This is a genomic window from Psychroserpens sp. XS_ASV72 (assembly GCF_041224425.1).
GTDB lineage: Bacteria > Bacteroidota > Bacteroidia > Flavobacteriales > Flavobacteriaceae > Psychroserpens.
In genome coordinates, this window is record NZ_JBGFGL010000075.1 from 285,582 (window position 1) to 301,518 (window position 15,937).

Annotated in this window: 18 protein-coding genes; 2 read left to right on the forward strand and 16 right to left on the reverse strand. The window is 34.1% G+C overall.

Annotated elements, in window-relative coordinates; translation table 11 throughout:
• Window positions 1-2: 2 nt before the first annotated feature.
• The 10 genes from AB9K26_RS06950 to AB9K26_RS06995 all read right to left on the reverse strand — a co-directional run bounded on the left by AB9K26_RS06950 (window position 3) and on the right by AB9K26_RS06995 (window position 6,214).
• Entirely contained in the window at window positions 3-635 is a 633-nt protein-coding gene (locus tag AB9K26_RS06950) for a low molecular weight phosphatase family protein (RefSeq protein ID WP_369971818.1), read from the reverse strand.
• Window positions 636-644: 9 nt separating this feature from the next.
• On the reverse strand, window positions 645-1,112 hold the full coding sequence (locus tag AB9K26_RS06955; protein ID WP_369971819.1) for a DUF6428 family protein: 468 nt from the start codon (window positions 1,110-1,112) through the stop codon (window positions 645-647).
• Window positions 1,113-1,166: 54 nt separating this feature from the next.
• Window positions 1,167-1,496, reverse strand: coding sequence for an ArsR/SmtB family transcription factor (locus AB9K26_RS06960; protein ID WP_369971820.1), 330 nt, complete (start codon window positions 1,494-1,496; stop codon window positions 1,167-1,169).
• 57 nt (window positions 1,497-1,553) lie between these two features.
• Window positions 1,554-2,396, reverse strand: a complete 843-nt coding sequence (locus AB9K26_RS06965) for an MBL fold metallo-hydrolase (protein WP_369971821.1) — start codon at window positions 2,394-2,396, stop codon at window positions 1,554-1,556.
• On the reverse strand, window positions 2,393-2,899 hold the full coding sequence (locus AB9K26_RS06970; RefSeq protein ID WP_369971822.1) for a cupin domain-containing protein: 507 nt from the start codon (window positions 2,897-2,899) through the stop codon (window positions 2,393-2,395). The genes AB9K26_RS06965 and AB9K26_RS06970 overlap by 4 nt, the downstream gene beginning before the upstream one ends.
• A gap of 5 nt (window positions 2,900-2,904) precedes the next feature.
• A complete protein-coding gene (locus AB9K26_RS06975) occupies window positions 2,905-3,651 on the reverse strand; it encodes a sulfite exporter TauE/SafE family protein (RefSeq protein WP_369971823.1) in 747 nt (248 codons plus the stop codon).
• Window positions 3,652-3,761: 110 nt separating this feature from the next.
• A complete protein-coding gene (locus AB9K26_RS06980; RefSeq protein WP_369971824.1) occupies window positions 3,762-4,670 on the reverse strand; it encodes a mechanosensitive ion channel family protein in 909 nt (302 codons plus the stop codon).
• Window positions 4,671-4,791: 121 nt separating this feature from the next.
• The gene (locus AB9K26_RS06985; RefSeq protein WP_369971825.1) at window positions 4,792-5,472 is read right to left on the reverse strand and encodes an ATP-binding cassette domain-containing protein; all 681 of its coding nucleotides are present in this window, start codon (window positions 5,470-5,472) and stop codon (window positions 4,792-4,794) included.
• The gene (locus AB9K26_RS06990; protein ID WP_369971826.1) at window positions 5,469-5,744 is read right to left on the reverse strand and encodes a hypothetical protein; all 276 of its coding nucleotides are present in this window, start codon (window positions 5,742-5,744) and stop codon (window positions 5,469-5,471) included. The genes AB9K26_RS06985 and AB9K26_RS06990 overlap by 4 nt, the downstream gene beginning before the upstream one ends.
• 26 nt (window positions 5,745-5,770) lie before the next feature.
• Entirely contained in the window at window positions 5,771-6,214 is a 444-nt protein-coding gene (locus AB9K26_RS06995) for a GNAT family N-acetyltransferase (RefSeq protein WP_369971827.1), read from the reverse strand.
• A gap of 354 nt (window positions 6,215-6,568) precedes the next feature.
• Here AB9K26_RS06995 and AB9K26_RS07000 point away from each other — a divergent pair, with 354 nt between their 5' ends.
• Together AB9K26_RS07000 and AB9K26_RS07005 are read left to right on the forward strand one after the other, a co-directional pair.
• A complete protein-coding gene (locus AB9K26_RS07000) occupies window positions 6,569-7,300 on the forward strand; it encodes a phosphatase PAP2 family protein (RefSeq protein WP_369971828.1) in 732 nt (243 codons plus the stop codon).
• A 99-nt stretch (window positions 7,301-7,399) separates the two neighbouring features.
• Window positions 7,400-8,638: a hypothetical protein gene (locus AB9K26_RS07005; RefSeq protein ID WP_369971829.1), complete on the forward strand. Its 1,239-nt coding sequence runs from the start codon at window positions 7,400-7,402 to the stop codon at window positions 8,636-8,638.
• 13 nt (window positions 8,639-8,651) lie between these two features.
• On the opposite strand, the gene AB9K26_RS07010 is transcribed toward AB9K26_RS07005, so the two are convergent.
• The 6 genes from AB9K26_RS07010 to AB9K26_RS07035 form a co-directional block, all read right to left on the reverse strand.
• Window positions 8,652-9,671 carry a serine hydrolase domain-containing protein gene (locus AB9K26_RS07010; RefSeq protein ID WP_369971830.1) on the reverse strand — a complete coding sequence of 340 codons (1,020 nt, stop codon included), beginning with the start codon at window positions 9,669-9,671 and terminating at the stop codon, window positions 8,652-8,654.
• Between the two features lie 154 nt (window positions 9,672-9,825).
• Window positions 9,826-10,617, reverse strand: coding sequence for a DUF6090 family protein (locus AB9K26_RS07015; protein WP_369971831.1), 792 nt, complete (start codon window positions 10,615-10,617; stop codon window positions 9,826-9,828).
• Between the two features lie 42 nt (window positions 10,618-10,659).
• Window positions 10,660-11,121: a GNAT family N-acetyltransferase gene (locus AB9K26_RS07020; RefSeq protein WP_369971832.1), complete on the reverse strand. Its 462-nt coding sequence runs from the start codon at window positions 11,119-11,121 to the stop codon at window positions 10,660-10,662.
• Window positions 11,122-11,218: 97 nt separating this feature from the next.
• Window positions 11,219-12,673 (reverse strand): glycosyl hydrolase 53 family protein, encoded by a 1,455-nt coding sequence (locus AB9K26_RS07025; RefSeq protein ID WP_369971833.1) that lies wholly within the window; start codon window positions 12,671-12,673, stop codon window positions 11,219-11,221.
• Between the two features lie 9 nt (window positions 12,674-12,682).
• Window positions 12,683-13,051 carry a hypothetical protein gene (locus AB9K26_RS07030; RefSeq protein ID WP_369971834.1) on the reverse strand — a complete coding sequence of 123 codons (369 nt, stop codon included), beginning with the start codon at window positions 13,049-13,051 and terminating at the stop codon, window positions 12,683-12,685.
• Window positions 13,052-15,715, reverse strand: coding sequence for a BspA family leucine-rich repeat surface protein (locus tag AB9K26_RS07035; RefSeq protein WP_369971835.1), 2,664 nt, complete (start codon window positions 15,713-15,715; stop codon window positions 13,052-13,054).
• Window positions 15,716-15,937 lie beyond the last annotated feature (222 nt).

Below are 15,937 nucleotides of genomic sequence, written 5' to 3' on the forward strand. Positions count from 1 at the left end.
TCTTACGGTTTTAGTTGTGAAAACGCATAGTGTAATTCGGTAGCGATTTGAAGACTACGTTCCATATATTTTTCCTTTTGCTGAGGTGTATTGTCAAATGCTTTTGGATCTTCAAAAGTTATAGGTACACGCTTTTCAGCACCTGTAACAAACGGACAGGCTTCATTGGCCGAATCACAGGTCATGATAGCAATAAAGTCTGATTTCGGATTAAAATCATGGTCCAATGTTTTTGAAAATCCTATGATTGGATGCTCATTTTCAGCGTATTTGATGCTGTAGACTGGATTTGAGGTATCAGATAATTTCTGTACTTGAAATCCTGAATCCGTTAAAGTTTCAGCAACCATAGGAAACAATGCTGTAGCTTCCGTTCCAGCAGAATAACAATACACATTTTTTAATTCAAAATAATGTGCTATGGTTTGTGCCCAAATTTGTGATAAATGACTTCTGCGTGAGTTGTGGGTGCAAATAAAGTTGATACGAATTGTTTGATCGTTTGAGAGTTTTAATTGCATAAACTCAATTAAAGGCTGTAGAATAGCTTTCCTATCTTCTGAAATTGATTGGACATTTAGCGAGTTTGTCAAGTTTTCTATTTCAGGAAACAAAGTTGATTTTGTTGGTGTCATATCAAATGATTAGCAGCAATTACCATCTGGTGAACAACATGGTTCATTACTAAGTTCGGATAGTTTTACCTTTTGTTTTTCCATTGGAACTCCACATTTGTCTTTAGCCAAACAGTCAGTTTTTTTTGACGTCAGCAAGAAATTCGTTCCATCAAACTCAAGTCCGAATTTACCAATGGTATCTGTTTGGTATTCCACTTCAATTTCAGAATCCTCAATTTTTAAGACTTCTTCGGAAAGCTCGATGATGTTCAATAATTTCTTCGGATGTAATCTATGGTCGTAATCATTGGCATTCCATAGTTGAAAGTTGACGACGTTTTCAGTTCTTACTGTTCCACCACAATCAATGAAGTGTTTTGAGATTTTACCGACTTCAGTGACGTGGAAATGACTTGGAACTAGGTCTCCATTTGGTAATTGAAAGCCTATGGTTTCCAATTCTTCTAATGCTGATTTTACTTCTGATAATTTCATTGTATTTTATATATTTGTTTATTGCGATTTTACGATTAATAGATTTAAATTTTTTTAGCAGCAACTTTTTTGAGATATATCTTGATCAAGAAACTCTAACATAACAGCTTTCATAGTGGACCAATTTTCTTTGTCGATACAATAACAAACGCTCGTACCTTCAACATTTCCTTTAATTAATCCTAAGTTTTTCAATTCTTTAAGGTGTTGTGAAATAGTAGGTTGTGCCAGACCAATTTCATCTACCAAGTCACCACAAACACAGGTATTGATCTTGAAAAGGTGTTGTAAAATTGCCACTCTTGCAGGATGTCCAAAAACCTTTGCAAAACGAGCAATTTCATTTTGATGGTCGGTAAATATTTCAGTTTTAGCTAAGCCCATGTGTTTTATTTGTATATTGCAATATTACGATTAATAGTTTTAATGTGCAAGTTAATTTTATTGTCCGATGGATTTTTCCATTAAGATTCGCCAAACATTCATGTGTAACCACTCATCATAAAAGAGAAAGTGTTTGTATTGAGGAAGCTTGACCTTATTTGGAATTTCAAAGAATGGTATGCCATCTTGTAGAGCTTTTTCAGTTGCTCGATACAGATCTTCAAAATATTGGATTTGAAGCTCTATATCTTTTCTGCTTCCTATAGGTCTTACATGCGCCATATATAAGTCATTAAACTCCAACTTTTCAATTTCATATAAATCTTCAAGCCATTGTTTAGGTTTAGCATCTGGCAAATAGGTGTATAGTACACGATCTGGTACAACCAAGTCAACTGTAAACACAGCGTTGTATTCTGGAAACCTAAAGATAGTCATACCGCTACCATGGTTTCTTCCATAATAGAACAATTCAACTTGTTTGTTTCCCAAAGTGATTGAGTTTTGATTGCCTTTCCAAATGGAATCTGGTGTGATGATTTTTTTGTTTTCAGCTAAATTTTTAAAAGCTTCTCCATGCATTATGAATTCTGCACCTTGATCTTTATATGTTTGTCCGCCACCATTATGGTCCCAATGGTTATGACTGTAAATGACATATTTTACTGGTAGATTGGTCTTTTCTTTAATGAGTTGCATTGTTTTTTTAGCAATGGCATCGTTAATGGGATCAATCACAATAACACCATCAGGAGTAATATAATAGAGTGAAAACACGCGATCACCTACAAGATATATATGGTCATTGGCTTTGTACTCCTTGATAGTGGTTTGCGCAATGCATACATTACTGAACAGTAATGCTATAATTAATAAAAGGGTATTCTGTAATTTGATCATTCGTGAGTTAATTTTGATATGATTTCTTGATGTTCAGGAAACTCTTTGAGCAGGTCTTGACGCTTGGCAAGTTGAAAATCGTCAAAATCAAAACCAGGCGACACCGTACATCCTATTAAGGCATAAGAATCCTTAGGTTCGATTTCTGCGGCAAACCAACTTCCTGCCTTAACAACAAACTGTGGGACTTGCTTATTTAAAATATCCGAACCAATCATTTGTTTTAGATAGGTGCCATCTTCTGATATCAGGTGTAAGCTAATTGGCGATCCATCATAAAAATGCCAAATCTCATCTTGATTGATTTTGTGAAATGCTGAAAAATTTTCTGAGGTCAGTAGAAAATAGATACAGGTGGAGTAGTTTCTTGTTCCGCTATAATTTTCAGATAAGTGTTCCTTTGGAATACGTTCACGGCATCTATAGGTTTCCTTGAAAAATCCGCCCTCAGGATGTGGTTTCAGATCTAGTTCAGTAATAAGTTTTTTTAAGTGATGGTTCATGTTTTTTATTCAGCTTGGGTAAAATAAATCTTTAATAAAGTAGCGATACCTATCAAAAGGATAAAAATCAAAGATAATTTTCGAAATTTAGATTGCGGAATGTAAGCTAAGATCTTTTTGCCAATGTATGAACCTATTAATCCAATGACCAATAAAAAAGGTACATATTTTAAATCGTGCTTATGAATGTACCCATTGTTGTAATACACAAAGGTTCTTGAAAAGTCAATCATAAAATCAATAAAGGCAGAGGTGGCAATAAACACACTTTTTTCTAAGTTGAAAGCTGCCATGGTTAAGCCACGAATGGCGCCTCCAGTGCCAAGTAAGCCTGCTGAAAATCCGGAAAGGGTTCCACCAATAATGGCGTTTTTATTTTTAGCATGTACAACTACTTTGCTTTTAATTAAAAAAAACAAACTCAAGGCTACGAGAAACAATCCCAAAAAGATTTCTAAAAAGTAAGTGTTGAGGTATTTGGATATGATACCACCTATTATAACAAAAATCACAGAAGGAACGCCAATATAGAGGAGGAGTCTTTTGTTCAAGCCTTTTTTGAACAGGAAAATTTTACTCAAATTACTCGACAAATGAAAAATGGCGGTCAGGCCAAGGACGGAATAGAAATCAAAGTAAAAGTTACCAATAGGGACAAAGAATACCGAAGAACCAAAGCCACCAATCGTACCAATTATTTCAGCTACCAAGGCTAAAAATAAAAACACAAAGTTGATATCAATATTTCTCATCTAGACAGGCTACAGTAGGAGAATAGGTGTACATTCACAAATTACATAAATAAAATGAATTAGCAATTTGAAAACTGCACCAAACATAACTTTTAGTAGCTACTGTTTTGTTAGTCTCCTTTATCTATATTGATATTAGGAATTTTGATGATTTCTACGGTTGTAGAGGCCAATTGTACTTTGCCTTCAGTCTTCATGATGTCATTTCCGATGCGTTCATTCAACAGGTGTTTTGTAGATCGTCTCTTTTTGTAATCAACTATATAACGCAAATTGAATTGCACCCAATTGTCGGTCATTGTAATGGCTAAGGTTGGTTCCACCTGAGCGTTTTCTATGTAATATTTATTGACCACTTGATTCCATTCTGAAATGGATTGGTTTACATATTCTGAAAGGATTTCAGAAGCGGTTTTCACCACAATGGATTTAGCCAATTCAAGATCGGAACCATATCGAATAGGGATGTTGAACTCGTCCCAAACAAATGGAAAATCCCTTGAATAATTGTAAACAGGACCTTTAAATACAAAGGCATTACTCAATTTAACAATTCTGCCACTGTAATTATCGCTCGATACCCATTCACCAATTTCCATCATGGTCGTGTAAATACTATCGATATCAATCACATCGCCTTTAATATTATTGATTTCAATTCGGTCGCCTGGTTTATATACGCCAACAAAAAAGATGTAGAAGGAACCTGCCACACTTAAAATCAATTCTTGCAAGGTAATCGTGATTCCAGCTGTGAGCAGTCCTATGGCCAAAGCAAAGTCTTTGATGCTTCCTGTAAAAAAAGAAATGGTAACAATGACGAGTAAAAAGTAACCGAAAATTTCAACTGCTTTTTGCGATTTGTATCGAATGCTATTATCAGGAAGTTTACGTCTAAGGTATCGTCGTAAAAAAGCGATGGTAAGTAAAATAAGAACAGCCCAAATAATGTATTTAAAAATATTTGAGGTTACTGGATATTTGTTAATCCACTGGTTTATTTGTTCAAATAGTTCCATAGGTTTCAATAACTACTATGATATTACTTATTTTTTCTGAAAAACGTTATCATAACTTACGGTTACTAGAGTAAACAAGTTAATTAATTCCAGCGAATTTTCAATAAGGAAAATGATGTGGTTATTTATAAACGTTATCGAAAGTCGCTCGTGATATATATCCTAAGTCTATCAATTCACTTTTATCATCAATTGGTTTTAGATAGCCATTTTGTAGGTAAACGATTGTGTCGGCTAAACTTATCACATTTTCATAGTCGTGGTCTGTAATGATGAATCCTTTTGAAGCTTTCAATTTCTTGATGTAATCAATGATGTAGGTTTTGATGATCGGACTCACTCCGTTGAAAGGTTCATCCAATAATATGAATTCTGCATCAGAATGTACTATGAGCAATATTTCAACCATTCTTCTTTCACCACCAGATAAGTGTTGGTTTTCTTTGTATAATAAGGGTTTAATATGTTCATTTTCCAGAAGGATAGGTCTGTTTTCCTTTCTTAGAAACAAGTGTATTAAGGTTCTTATAGAAATATTATTCGGTAAAAAGTTGTCTTGAGGTAAATAATTGATCAGGTTCTTTCTGTCTGAATTGTTTTTGATGACTTTGTTGCCAACTCTAACGAATTTAGATTCTGCTTTTTCAGTTCCAAAGATGATTTTAAGAAGTGTGGATTTTCCTGAACCGTTACGACCAATGAGGCCTTTGATTTCTCCTTTATTGCAAGACATGAAAATATCACTCAGAATAATTTTATTTCCAAAGGATTTTGTGACGCTATCTATATGAAGTGAGTTCAAATTATGGCCAAGATTAAAACATTTATAATTCCGAAAACAACAGTTGAAATCCAAAGTTTCGTATTGGTTAATCCTAAATTATAGTAGTAATAGTATTGGTTTTTATTCTTGACTTCATAGAAAAAGAAGTGCACAAAAGGAGACACGCAAAGAAAGATCAATCCGATAACTTTAAGGTCACCACCAAATACCAATCCTATTAAAACAGCAATGGCATAGGATATAAACACTATTTTTCTTTGAAATAAAAGGATGTTTTTAAGGAATCTCAAAAGTGGCTGTTTTCAAATTAGTGGTGTTATGATAAGGCTTTCCTAAATCCGATACGACTACTGCCATCAGAATACCAGTTTTCCATTTCAGTAAATTGTCTATAGCCATGTCTGTTGTAAAATCGGATGGTTGCAGCTCCTGAAGTCCATAACCAAATGTTCTGAACACCGATTGCTTTAGTGTGATGTTCCAATGCTTCCAAAAGATCAGAACCGATGCCTTGATCTCGAAATTCTTTATCGATAAATAAATCGGTTAAATGGAACCAACCAGAATAGCGATCTCCATTTTTATGAGCTAATCCTGAAGCGCATCCCACAAGTTTGTTGTCTTTCATAGCCACAAAGCTCATTTGTTGAGTACTTTCAAGTGCGATCCCTTCTTCAATAGAAAGCTTGTCAAAGCCAGTATTCACATGTTCGATTTCCTTTGAGGTTAATTCGCGATTGACAATTTTAATTCCCTTCATGTCATACTATAGTTTATGTTTATGTGACAATACCAAAACTATGGATAAAAATGCTTTGTATTTATTCATTTAACCAGTTTGTTTTTTGATAGATTTAATTAAAAGTACAAATTTTAAAAAAGAGGATTCTCTTGGTTAGAATAGAAGTATCTGATTTTTGTAGTCTAAACAACGTATGTAATTTGTGTTATCTAATGAATTATTATTTAACTTAATATTTTTAAGTCAGCAATAAATGTTAAACTGGTATTAAAGTAGCAGCAGTAAAAGTGGCAAGTATACGTAAAGTTATATATTAAGTTAATAAAAGAGAACAATCACTTTTTATACCTATTGTTCAAAATAATGCAGTGTATGGTAAAATGGCTAACAATACTTGTAGAATGGGTGCGAAATAAAATAGTTCCGCGCTTTAGTAAATACCGATCTAAGCTACCCTATATAATTATTGTTGTTTTTGCCCTTATAGTTGTTGTCGTTGGGATTAATGTTTTTATAGAACTTACAGATACGCTCAGTTCTGATAAACTTATTGCTTATGACACTAAAATAACAAACTATATCACTTCTTTCCGTAGTCCAGCACTTGATAGTTACTTCATTACGATGACCAAAATTGGTGATGTTCATGGCTATCTCATTATATTAGGGATTGCACTTCTGCTTACTATTTTGGTCTTTAGAAAGTGGAAATATATCGGACAGATTACCCTTGTTTTGTTTTTGGCTAGTTTTTCAAATGTAATTTTAAAACGTGTTATAGATCGTGCTCGTCCAGACGACATTGAACATCTTGTGGTTGTGAATACCCTTAGTTATCCTAGTGGTCATGCGATGAGTGCCATGGCATTTTATGGATTTTTAATTTTTTTGGTCTCTTTTCTGAACGTTCATAAATTACTTAAAATGATAATCATATCATTATTACTGTTACTCATCCTTAGTATAGGTGTTAGCCGAATCTATCTTGGAGTACACTTCCCTTCGGATATTGCTGGAGGGTTTATAGCGGGATTAATATGGGTATTCTTCTGTATCTTTATCTTTAACGTGATTGAAGTATTCCGAAGAGATCCAAGTACCTAAATGTTTAAAAATTACTATTTTTTATTGAATTGAAATACTAACTGTTCCATGCGTAAAATTTTATTTTTTCTGGTTGTCATACTAATCGTGTTTATTGCGATGGTTTATCTTTCACTTTTTGAAACCAAGAAAACGTTTGCTACTTGTAAGATTCTAAGTGTAGATGATATAACTCGAACTGATTTTAAAGAGTTTGATTCTGTTACTGTGGCAGCCAATCTTTTATACGAAGCCAGTTTTCTAAAAGAAATTATGCAGGGCGAACAGTATCGTGACGCATGGAGTACACCAGTTACAGTACCGATTGTGTTTTTGGACACTCTAAAAGGCGGTATGAGGATTGTGAAAGAAGGTGGTGGCAATCAAACCCATTCAATTAAAATAGCAGATTCGAAAGGAGTTTTGTATACCTTGCGAAGTTTGAGCAAAAATCCAGAACCACTAATTCCCGAAATAGCTGAAGATTTACACCTAGAGAACATTGTCGTTGATGGTGTTTCGGCACAGCATCCTTACGCTGCCTTATTGGTAGCGCAGCTTGCAGATGCTGTAGATGTACTTCATACGCAACCTCAATTGGTTTTTGTTCCTGAGCAAGAGGCTTTGGGTGATTATAATAAAAAATATGGCAATAGATTGTATTATTTAGAGTACGAAAGTGAAGGACCCGTTAACTGGACACGGCTAACCAATGTTAAAGAACTTATTGACACAGACGACTTACTAGAATTACAAAACAAAAAAGAAGTTCCTGTGATACTAAATAAAAATGCCTTGATACGTGCGCGTCTTTTTGATAATATTATTGGTGATTGGGATCGCCATGCCAAGCAATGGGGTTGGGCCATTCAAGAACACAATGGAATATCAACAGCAACACCTATTCCAACCGATCGAGATAATGCGTTTTTTAAGGGAGATGGTATCATTCCAACGTTAATAACTAACGATAGTTTTCATCCTGAAGTTCAAAGTTTTGATTCAGAAAAAGTTTTTGATGAAGGATTGGTTTCCAAGTTTGATATTTACTTCCTTAGGAATACTACTTTAGCTCAATTTACAGATGAAGCGCAACAACTTTCCCAACTTCTCACCAATGAAGCGATAGATAACGCTTTTAAGATTTGGCCTGCTACAATTGATAGTTTAGATGGTAAAATGCTTCGTGACCAAATAAAGCATCGACGGAATAATATTGTTAATACTGCAGCTCAATTTTATAAAACTATCCAAGCGCAACCCAAAGAAGAACTAACTTTAAAGGGATGTGAAGATGTACCTCTTGAAGGGCTTATGCGCTATTGTTTTGATTGTAATCAGCTTCTTGAAAAGTTATAAATAAAGAACACATCTATTCTTTTTTCTTCAAAATCTTAACAATTCGATTGATAGTGATTTCTGATAAATTCCACTCATAACCATTAAAATCTGTTGTATTTATAAATTGCACAACAACGGTGTCGATATCGTCATGGTATTCGGCAAGACTTTGGTACCCAGGAACCAATCCTCCATGTTCGTATTCGTAAATAGAAGCGTAGATTTCTTCTTCACCTTCTTTAAATACCGAACCATCATTTAACGCTCTTAAGAATATTCCAACATCTTGTGCAGTAGCGAGCATGCCGTTTTCATTTTCCTTAAAATCTTGCTCCAAACCTACATAATAACCACTCATTACATCGTCTAAATTGACTTCTTTCAAAGAAAAAAATGTATTGTTCAGTTCAAGGGGTATTAATATGTGCTCCTTGATATATTTTTCATGGCTATAACCTAAAACCTTATCCATGATTTTTCGTAGCAATAAATAATTGGTGTTTGAATATGCATAGCCTTTATCAGGTTCGAAATGTGCTGGTAAATCGAGCGCAAATTCAAGCGCCTTTTTACCATTTTCTTGTTCATTTTCCCAATAAGCAGGATTATCTGTGAAATTTGGAATTCCACTACGATGTTGAACCATGTGCCTCAATGTGATATGTTCAGCATTTTCAATTCTGCCTACTAGTTCTGGAAAGTAATCTGATAAAGCATCATCTAAAGATAAGCGATTGGTATGGGCTAGTTTTGTGATGGCAACTGCAGTATACAGTTTACTGATGCTTGCAATTTTAAATAATGATTGTGGGTCTGCAGGGATTTTATTTTCCCGATTTTTCCAACCACCTGTATAAAATGCTGGAGGTTCTCCTCCCTTATCTACATACACTATCATTCCATCAAAACCATGACCAATTGCTTCATCAACTTGTTCTTGAACCGTATTTGGCAAGGGTAAAATCCATGCCCAAACCAAAATCCATGGTACAAAGTACAAGGAGATTGCTGTTCCTACCAGTAATACGATTCTAAATATCTTTTTTTTCATAATGTTATTTGTCTTTCAGAAGCATGGGATATTTGTAAATGTCGTAGACAAATTTCCTTTTTTACATTTTTAAAGGGAAGTATTAATTTCTGAATTGTTGAATCCTATTGATGAACTGTTCATTCACTCTTGGATTTCTTCCATAGTATTAATTTTACTGATGTTTTTGAATCTCTTGTTCGAGTATTGACAACATATTGGTAATTCTGTCCCTTAATGTTTGAGATTGAAAATTAGCGATTTGGCTAAAGGTTATTACTTGGCTAACGATGCCTTCAAGTTCTGTGTCTGAAAGAACATTGTTCAGGTCTACATTCTTTTTTGACTGACCAATACTGAATTTATAATTGTAATTTTTGTCTAGGGCTTCTGTAGGTGTGTAACCATCTTTCCATACATTATTGTTGATATTTCTAGAAACGCCGAGTCTAATAGCACAAGGAATGATCATTTCCGTTCTAAATTTTTGGTATTCTAACTCTATTTCTTGCACTTGATATACTTCTGAAGACCAATTTGATAAGATCCTAACGAGTTCCTGGTTCCGAATCAGTCGTAATTTATCAGTACCAACAATATCATTCTTAATTGGGTCGAATGTAGGATCTCTTATAATTTTTGAAAAAGAGTTGTAAAAGAGGTCTTCATCAACTGAATTAGGGTCGTCAATAAAATTTAGTAATTTATTACAAGCCACTAAAGCTTCATTTCGCATCAGTATTTTTTCATCTAACTGTAAAAGATTGCTTTGATACTCGTTTTGCAATTGCTTGAGGATTAAGCCCTCTGTTTCTAAATCTTTTTGGTTTTCATTCCAATTATTAATACTTAAAGCGATTAATATTCCAATTACCACAAGTACAATTTCACCTATAGCGTAAATGAGATATTTTCTGAATTTATTTTCGGAGAGGAGGCTTTGCCTGATTTTTCTAAAAAACTTCATTGTTAAAGGTTAGTGTCTCTAAAGATATGATTTTTAGTGAATTCAAGTTCTGCTGTGCTTTTCCCAATTTTCTTTGGTCATCACAAACTTTATTTCACCATTTCCATGTGTGCCGATTTCGGTCCATCCTGTTTTTCTGTAAAAATTTTCAGCCCTTGTTTTCTTGTCTGTACTTAACCAAATATTATCAGAGGTTTGACTAAAATACCAATCTAACATGATTTTCTGTAATTGCTTTCCTATGCCATTGCACTCAAAATTTGGTTCTATGAAAAGAGCCCAAACATTCCGTTCTTTTAAATCGACAATAGAAAATCCGATGATTTGGTTTTCAATTTCACCAACCCAACCCTTTCCACGGTTGGTTATGAACTCTAAACAAAGCTCATCTGTGACTAAATTGGGATTTGATAATATGTTTTCTCTAACTGAATTTCTTACACGTTGAATTTGTTTTATATCATTTGCAGTAGCTACTCTAAAATTCAATTTATTGAAATTCATGTGTTTCATTGAATCAATTACTTCTAGTAGATAACATCTTTATAGAAATGGCTTTTTGAAAATCGTGTCGCTGCGTTAGTTTTATGATGAGCGCTTATTACTGGTTAGTCATAAATGTTCCTTTAATATCATCATAATAGTACAATTCTTTCAGTGGTAGGCCATTTTCATCAAAAATTTTGCTCCAAGTGTTTAAAGGTTCCCAAATACAGGTACCATTTCCTCTATTGTTTGGTAAATTGAATACCATATCATTTACCGCTTTTTTGAAAGCGCTGTATTCAACAACATTCACATCTTTTTTATATCGATCAATAATGTCCAGCATATTACTGTTGAGATCATCTAATGTACAGTGCCATATAGGGTAGTAGGAGAGTCCAATGATATCAAATTCGACTCCACGTGCTATCATGTTGTCAAACCAAAATGTCGTCTCCTTATTTTGTCCGCCTAGCGCCAAATGCATCATTATCTTTGTGTTTGGATCTACTTCTCTTACAGCTTCTGAACCTGCTTTTAACAAGCTCGCTAGATTATCTAAATTTGAAATATGACCTTCTGGCCAAACTATACCATGATTAACTTCATTTCCTATTTGTACCATCTCTGGCATTGTGCCTTGGTTTTTTAGTTCTTGGAGCACTGATTTTGTATACTCCTTAAGCGTACTGGTGAGCTCATTAAATTCCAATCCTTCCCAAGCTTTAGGTTTAAACTGCTTTTGTGGGTCGGCCCAAGTATCGCTGTAGTGAAAATCTAATAGCAAATGTAGTCCTGCATCTTTAATACGTTTTGCCATTTGCAAGGTATAGTCCAATCCGCAAAACCCTTTTTCTGGAGAATAGCCATTTTCATTTTCAGGATTGACAAACACTCGTAAGCGGATATAATTAAATCCATGGTTTTTTAGAATCTCAATGGCATCCTTTTCTTGACCATCATCATGAAAAACCATTCCTCTGGCTTCAAGTTGAGGTAAAAAGGAAATATCGGCACCCAACATCTCTGGTTCAATTTTAGGTCCTTTGGTAATTTGCGAGGTTGTAGGTTTCAATAATTCTACATCGGCTGAAATGGTGTGTATTTCGTGAGAAGCTGGCCAAAGACTGTCTGTTACTACTTCAACTTTTATTTTATCGGTTGTATTTCCAGCTCTAAGCCATAATTTTTTTACACCATTCGAAATTTTTGATTTCCAAATGGAGAGGGTATCAGATTTTAAAACTGATTCGATCTCTGAGCTATCAATATCTATAATTGTGGCATCTCCTTTAACACTAATGCGAAAGGGTAATGACGCATCTTTAATTTCCATTCCTGTGCTGTCTACAGCGCTTATGCGTAATAAAGATTGATCTTTACCATTGGCTATCATTGTAGTTTTATAACTTGCAAATACAAGCGCGTTGGGTTTGCCTGAAGCGACTTGGTACCAATCTGAATAATCCTTGGCTGGTTGTTTGGTTTCATCTGGTTTTTTATCCGTTTTTTGATTGCAGGACACAAAAAACATAAGAAAGATGAAACTTAAAATGGCGTGGTTTTTCATCTAAATTGATTAATTGTCGATTTTTTCAAAATCTACTTTTGCATTTATCTTTTCCTTGGAGTTGGCATCGAGATATAGTTCATGCTCTTTCAGAAGCTTAATTTTCTTAACTTCTTTGCTGGCAATAGTGATTGTGTTTATTATTTTTCCTTTTTGCTGAATTCTAATAGAAAAGCTGCTTTTTCCAATATTTTTTACAATTGCAAAACAATCTTTTCCGTAATAAGGATTGATAGCACCATCTTGTCCTGGGCCTTTGCCAGTCATCAACATGCTTTGCGAAGGTTCTAATTCAAATTCTGATTCTGATTCTGATTGTGCAATTAGTTCATATTGACATAGAAAAGCGACACATAGTAATAAGAGGTATTTTTTCATTTAAAATTTTACTAGTTTTTTTGTTACCTCTGATTGATCTGTTTTTATTTTCAAAAAATACAATCCAGGGCTTAAATTACGTATAATATATGTTTCCGATTTAGAATATTCCTTAATTAATTTTCCAGAGACATTAAATAGTTCAATTGATTCTATGGTTACGTTAGATGGGATATCTATTTTAAAATAGTCATTCGTCGGATTGGGATAAATTTTTAGTGTATGGTCTAATGAATATTCATTAATACTCAAATTATCAACGACCTGAGTAGACACTGTATTGGTAATAATAGGTTGGTTGTAGTCAAAATAGATGCTTGCATTTCCACTCATTATATCTCCAATTTGGATGGTTGATTTAGGTTTGATTTTATAAGCAATATACCCTTTGCTGTTAGGCTCATCTAAGGCTTCATAAGGCAAGTTTATGTTGTTGAAAAGAAATTCTACCTCATTGTTGTTTGTTATGTTTACTTGATAATCGTGACTTGCACTTACCATTCTTAAGGTAGTCCAATCTAATTCTGGATCTAATACATCTTCAATTCTAACAAAAGTAGCGTTAGCATTACCCGTGTTTTGAAATCTAATAATGTAATCTAAATAATTATCTGATTCATCAATAGTAATAGTTTCGCCCTGTAAGACTCTTTTATCATTAGGATCAAATGCATTTACAACTATTTGTTCTAAGTTATATAAGTTGTCATTTGGAGAATAATCGTTCGCATCTGGCAGTACTAATCCAGTAAAGTTTAAGGTGTCATCAGCATTTAAAGTCGGAGGTGCAAAATTTTGCATGGCGATATCAACCTCTATGCTTTCAAATGGTTGTATTGTTCCTAAGTTGAAATTTAAGTTGTTTGGTAAAGCACTTGCTTCATTTGGAATAGCAGATAAAAAGGATTGTTTCGTATTGTCAAAAGTGAAAGTAGCTGAAACATTCTCAATGATTTGTGTGCCTATATTTTTTATTACCAATTTATAATACGACTCAAAACCAGGTCTTGCATCGTTCAAAGGTATGATAGACATGTTTAAATCATCAACAACTTGATTTGCGGTCAGGCAAAAATCTATTACATCGGTTGGGTTATTGGTGTCTAGTGTCAATATCTCATTCAAAGGAGAGGATGTAAAGTAATCTGGCAGATTCATAAGACTTATATCAAATACGCCTTGATTTGCTTCAATGGAATAATTTCCATTTAGAATCATTGATCCATAATCAAAATTATCACTTGTTGCCGTTACTAAAATCCCATCTATTGGTATATCATTATTGTCACATCCATTAGTATCTAGATCAAATAGAACTGTTCCCGAAATTGAATAATCCACACAATCATTGCTCAAATCATCTCCTATAATCCACCAATTGGCTTGGTTTTCCAAATAAGATCTAACTTGCGTGTTGCAATACGCAACACTGTAAGCCTGAAGCACTTTGTTTTGCAGTCCAGATTGCGCTAATGCTAATAGTAAAGCATCATAATTATCTGTATTCATAGAAGTATATCCAACAAAGGATTCATCGGTAAAACCATTTGTGAAATCAGTTACATTTTGGAAATTCCAATCAGAGATATCTTGGTTGAAATTTGATGCATTATGAAAAACTCCCTTCATATAAATCACATTTGTGGTATCCCAATTATCTAAGGGTTGATTAAATGAAATCGCATCTTTAAACATTTCCCTAATGCTTGAATTGTTAGACAAATCCCAGTCATTTACAGGTTCGTTAAATGACGATGCACCTTGAAACATGCCTCTTGTAGACATGGCGTTTTGGGTATTCCAACTATTGATATTTTGATTAAAAGAAGAAGCATTCAGAAACATATAACCAAACTCAACAACGTTAGAAACATTCCAATTGTTTAGTGGCTGGTTGAAGCTAATGGCATTTCGAAACATCCAGTACATGTCGGTGACATTAGATACATTCCAATTATTTAAAGGCTGATTAAAACTACTGCTGTCTTGAGGAAAGCAACTAAACATCCCAACCATATTTGTTACATTGGACACATTCCAATTATCAATATTTTGATTAAAGGCAGATGCTCTTCCAAACATAGCTTGCATATTGGTAACATTAGACACGTTCCAGTTGTCTAGAGGCTGATTAAAAGCGAATGCTTCATAGAATAAGCTAGACATATTTGTTACGTTGGATACATCCCAATCATTAATAGGTGAATTCATAGAATGACAACCATTGAACATACTACTCATATTTGTCACTAGACTTAAGTCTGGAACATCAGTAGCATTAATTGTTAAATTCTGTAAGCCAGCAAAAGCATTTTCCATTGAAATCCATTGAGCAGAACCCCATTGTTCAATTGATTTCACTTTTTCATCCATATTGTATCCTGAGCCACCATCGTAGTTTATTCTATTGATTCCTCCGGTAACAACAATTGTATATATTCCTGGTGCACTATAGGTATGGTGTATTCCTGTTGTATTGACGTCGTCATCTGTTAAGGTGTTTCCATCTCCTAAATCTATAGTAAAACTGTTTCCGAAAAAGGGGTATTGAACATATAACCCTGTGCTGTTGTTCACTTCGTAAGTAATTATGAAATCATCAGCGGATTGCGAGAAACTGAAACAAGAAATTAAAATGGCTATGAGTGTAGTGTAATATTTCATCAAATTGTTTTTGTGTCTTTATTTAAAATGACTCACAGCGTGTTTGTAGGCGATTTGGAAAAGATAAAGATGTGAGTCGTTCATCATTAAGCAAACAAGTTACTTAATTCCTACGAATTTCCAACGAGAAAATTTTGATGCAATAGTTAGGAGGCTATTTGGCAATTGGGCTTTTTTCTATCGTAAATAGTTCAATGGTTTCCGTTTTGCCTTTTAGTTTTT

Coding starts and splice junctions, on each gene's coding strand:
- AB9K26_RS06950 (WP_369971818.1), bottom strand. CDS start 635: ATGACACCAACAAAATCAACTTTGTTTCCTGAAATAGAAAACTTGACA.
- AB9K26_RS06955 (WP_369971819.1), bottom strand. CDS start 1,112: ATGAAATTATCAGAAGTAAAATCAGCATTAGAAGAATTGGAAACCATA.
- AB9K26_RS06960 (WP_369971820.1), bottom strand. CDS start 1,496: ATGGGCTTAGCTAAAACTGAAATATTTACCGACCATCAAAATGAAATT.
- AB9K26_RS06965 (WP_369971821.1), bottom strand. CDS start 2,396: ATGATCAAATTACAGAATACCCTTTTATTAATTATAGCATTACTGTTC.
- AB9K26_RS06970 (WP_369971822.1), bottom strand. CDS start 2,899: ATGAACCATCACTTAAAAAAACTTATTACTGAACTAGATCTGAAACCA.
- AB9K26_RS06975 (WP_369971823.1), bottom strand. CDS start 3,651: ATGAGAAATATTGATATCAACTTTGTGTTTTTATTTTTAGCCTTGGTA.
- AB9K26_RS06980 (WP_369971824.1), bottom strand. CDS start 4,670: ATGGAACTATTTGAACAAATAAACCAGTGGATTAACAAATATCCAGTA.
- AB9K26_RS06995 (WP_369971827.1), bottom strand. CDS start 6,214: ATGAAGGGAATTAAAATTGTCAATCGCGAATTAACCTCAAAGGAAATC.
- AB9K26_RS07000 (WP_369971828.1), top strand. CDS start 6,569: ATGGTAAAATGGCTAACAATACTTGTAGAATGGGTGCGAAATAAAATA.
- AB9K26_RS07005 (WP_369971829.1), top strand. CDS start 7,400: ATGGTTTATCTTTCACTTTTTGAAACCAAGAAAACGTTTGCTACTTGT.
- AB9K26_RS07010 (WP_369971830.1), bottom strand. CDS start 9,671: ATGAAAAAAAAGATATTTAGAATCGTATTACTGGTAGGAACAGCAATC.
- AB9K26_RS07015 (WP_369971831.1), bottom strand. CDS start 10,617: ATGAAGTTTTTTAGAAAAATCAGGCAAAGCCTCCTCTCCGAAAATAAA.
- AB9K26_RS07020 (WP_369971832.1), bottom strand. CDS start 11,121: ATGAATTTCAATAAATTGAATTTTAGAGTAGCTACTGCAAATGATATA.
- AB9K26_RS07025 (WP_369971833.1), bottom strand. CDS start 12,673: ATGAAAAACCACGCCATTTTAAGTTTCATCTTTCTTATGTTTTTTGTG.
- AB9K26_RS07030 (WP_369971834.1), bottom strand. CDS start 13,051: ATGAAAAAATACCTCTTATTACTATGTGTCGCTTTTCTATGTCAATAT.
- AB9K26_RS07035 (WP_369971835.1), bottom strand. CDS start 15,715: ATGAAATATTACACTACACTCATAGCCATTTTAATTTCTTGTTTCAGT.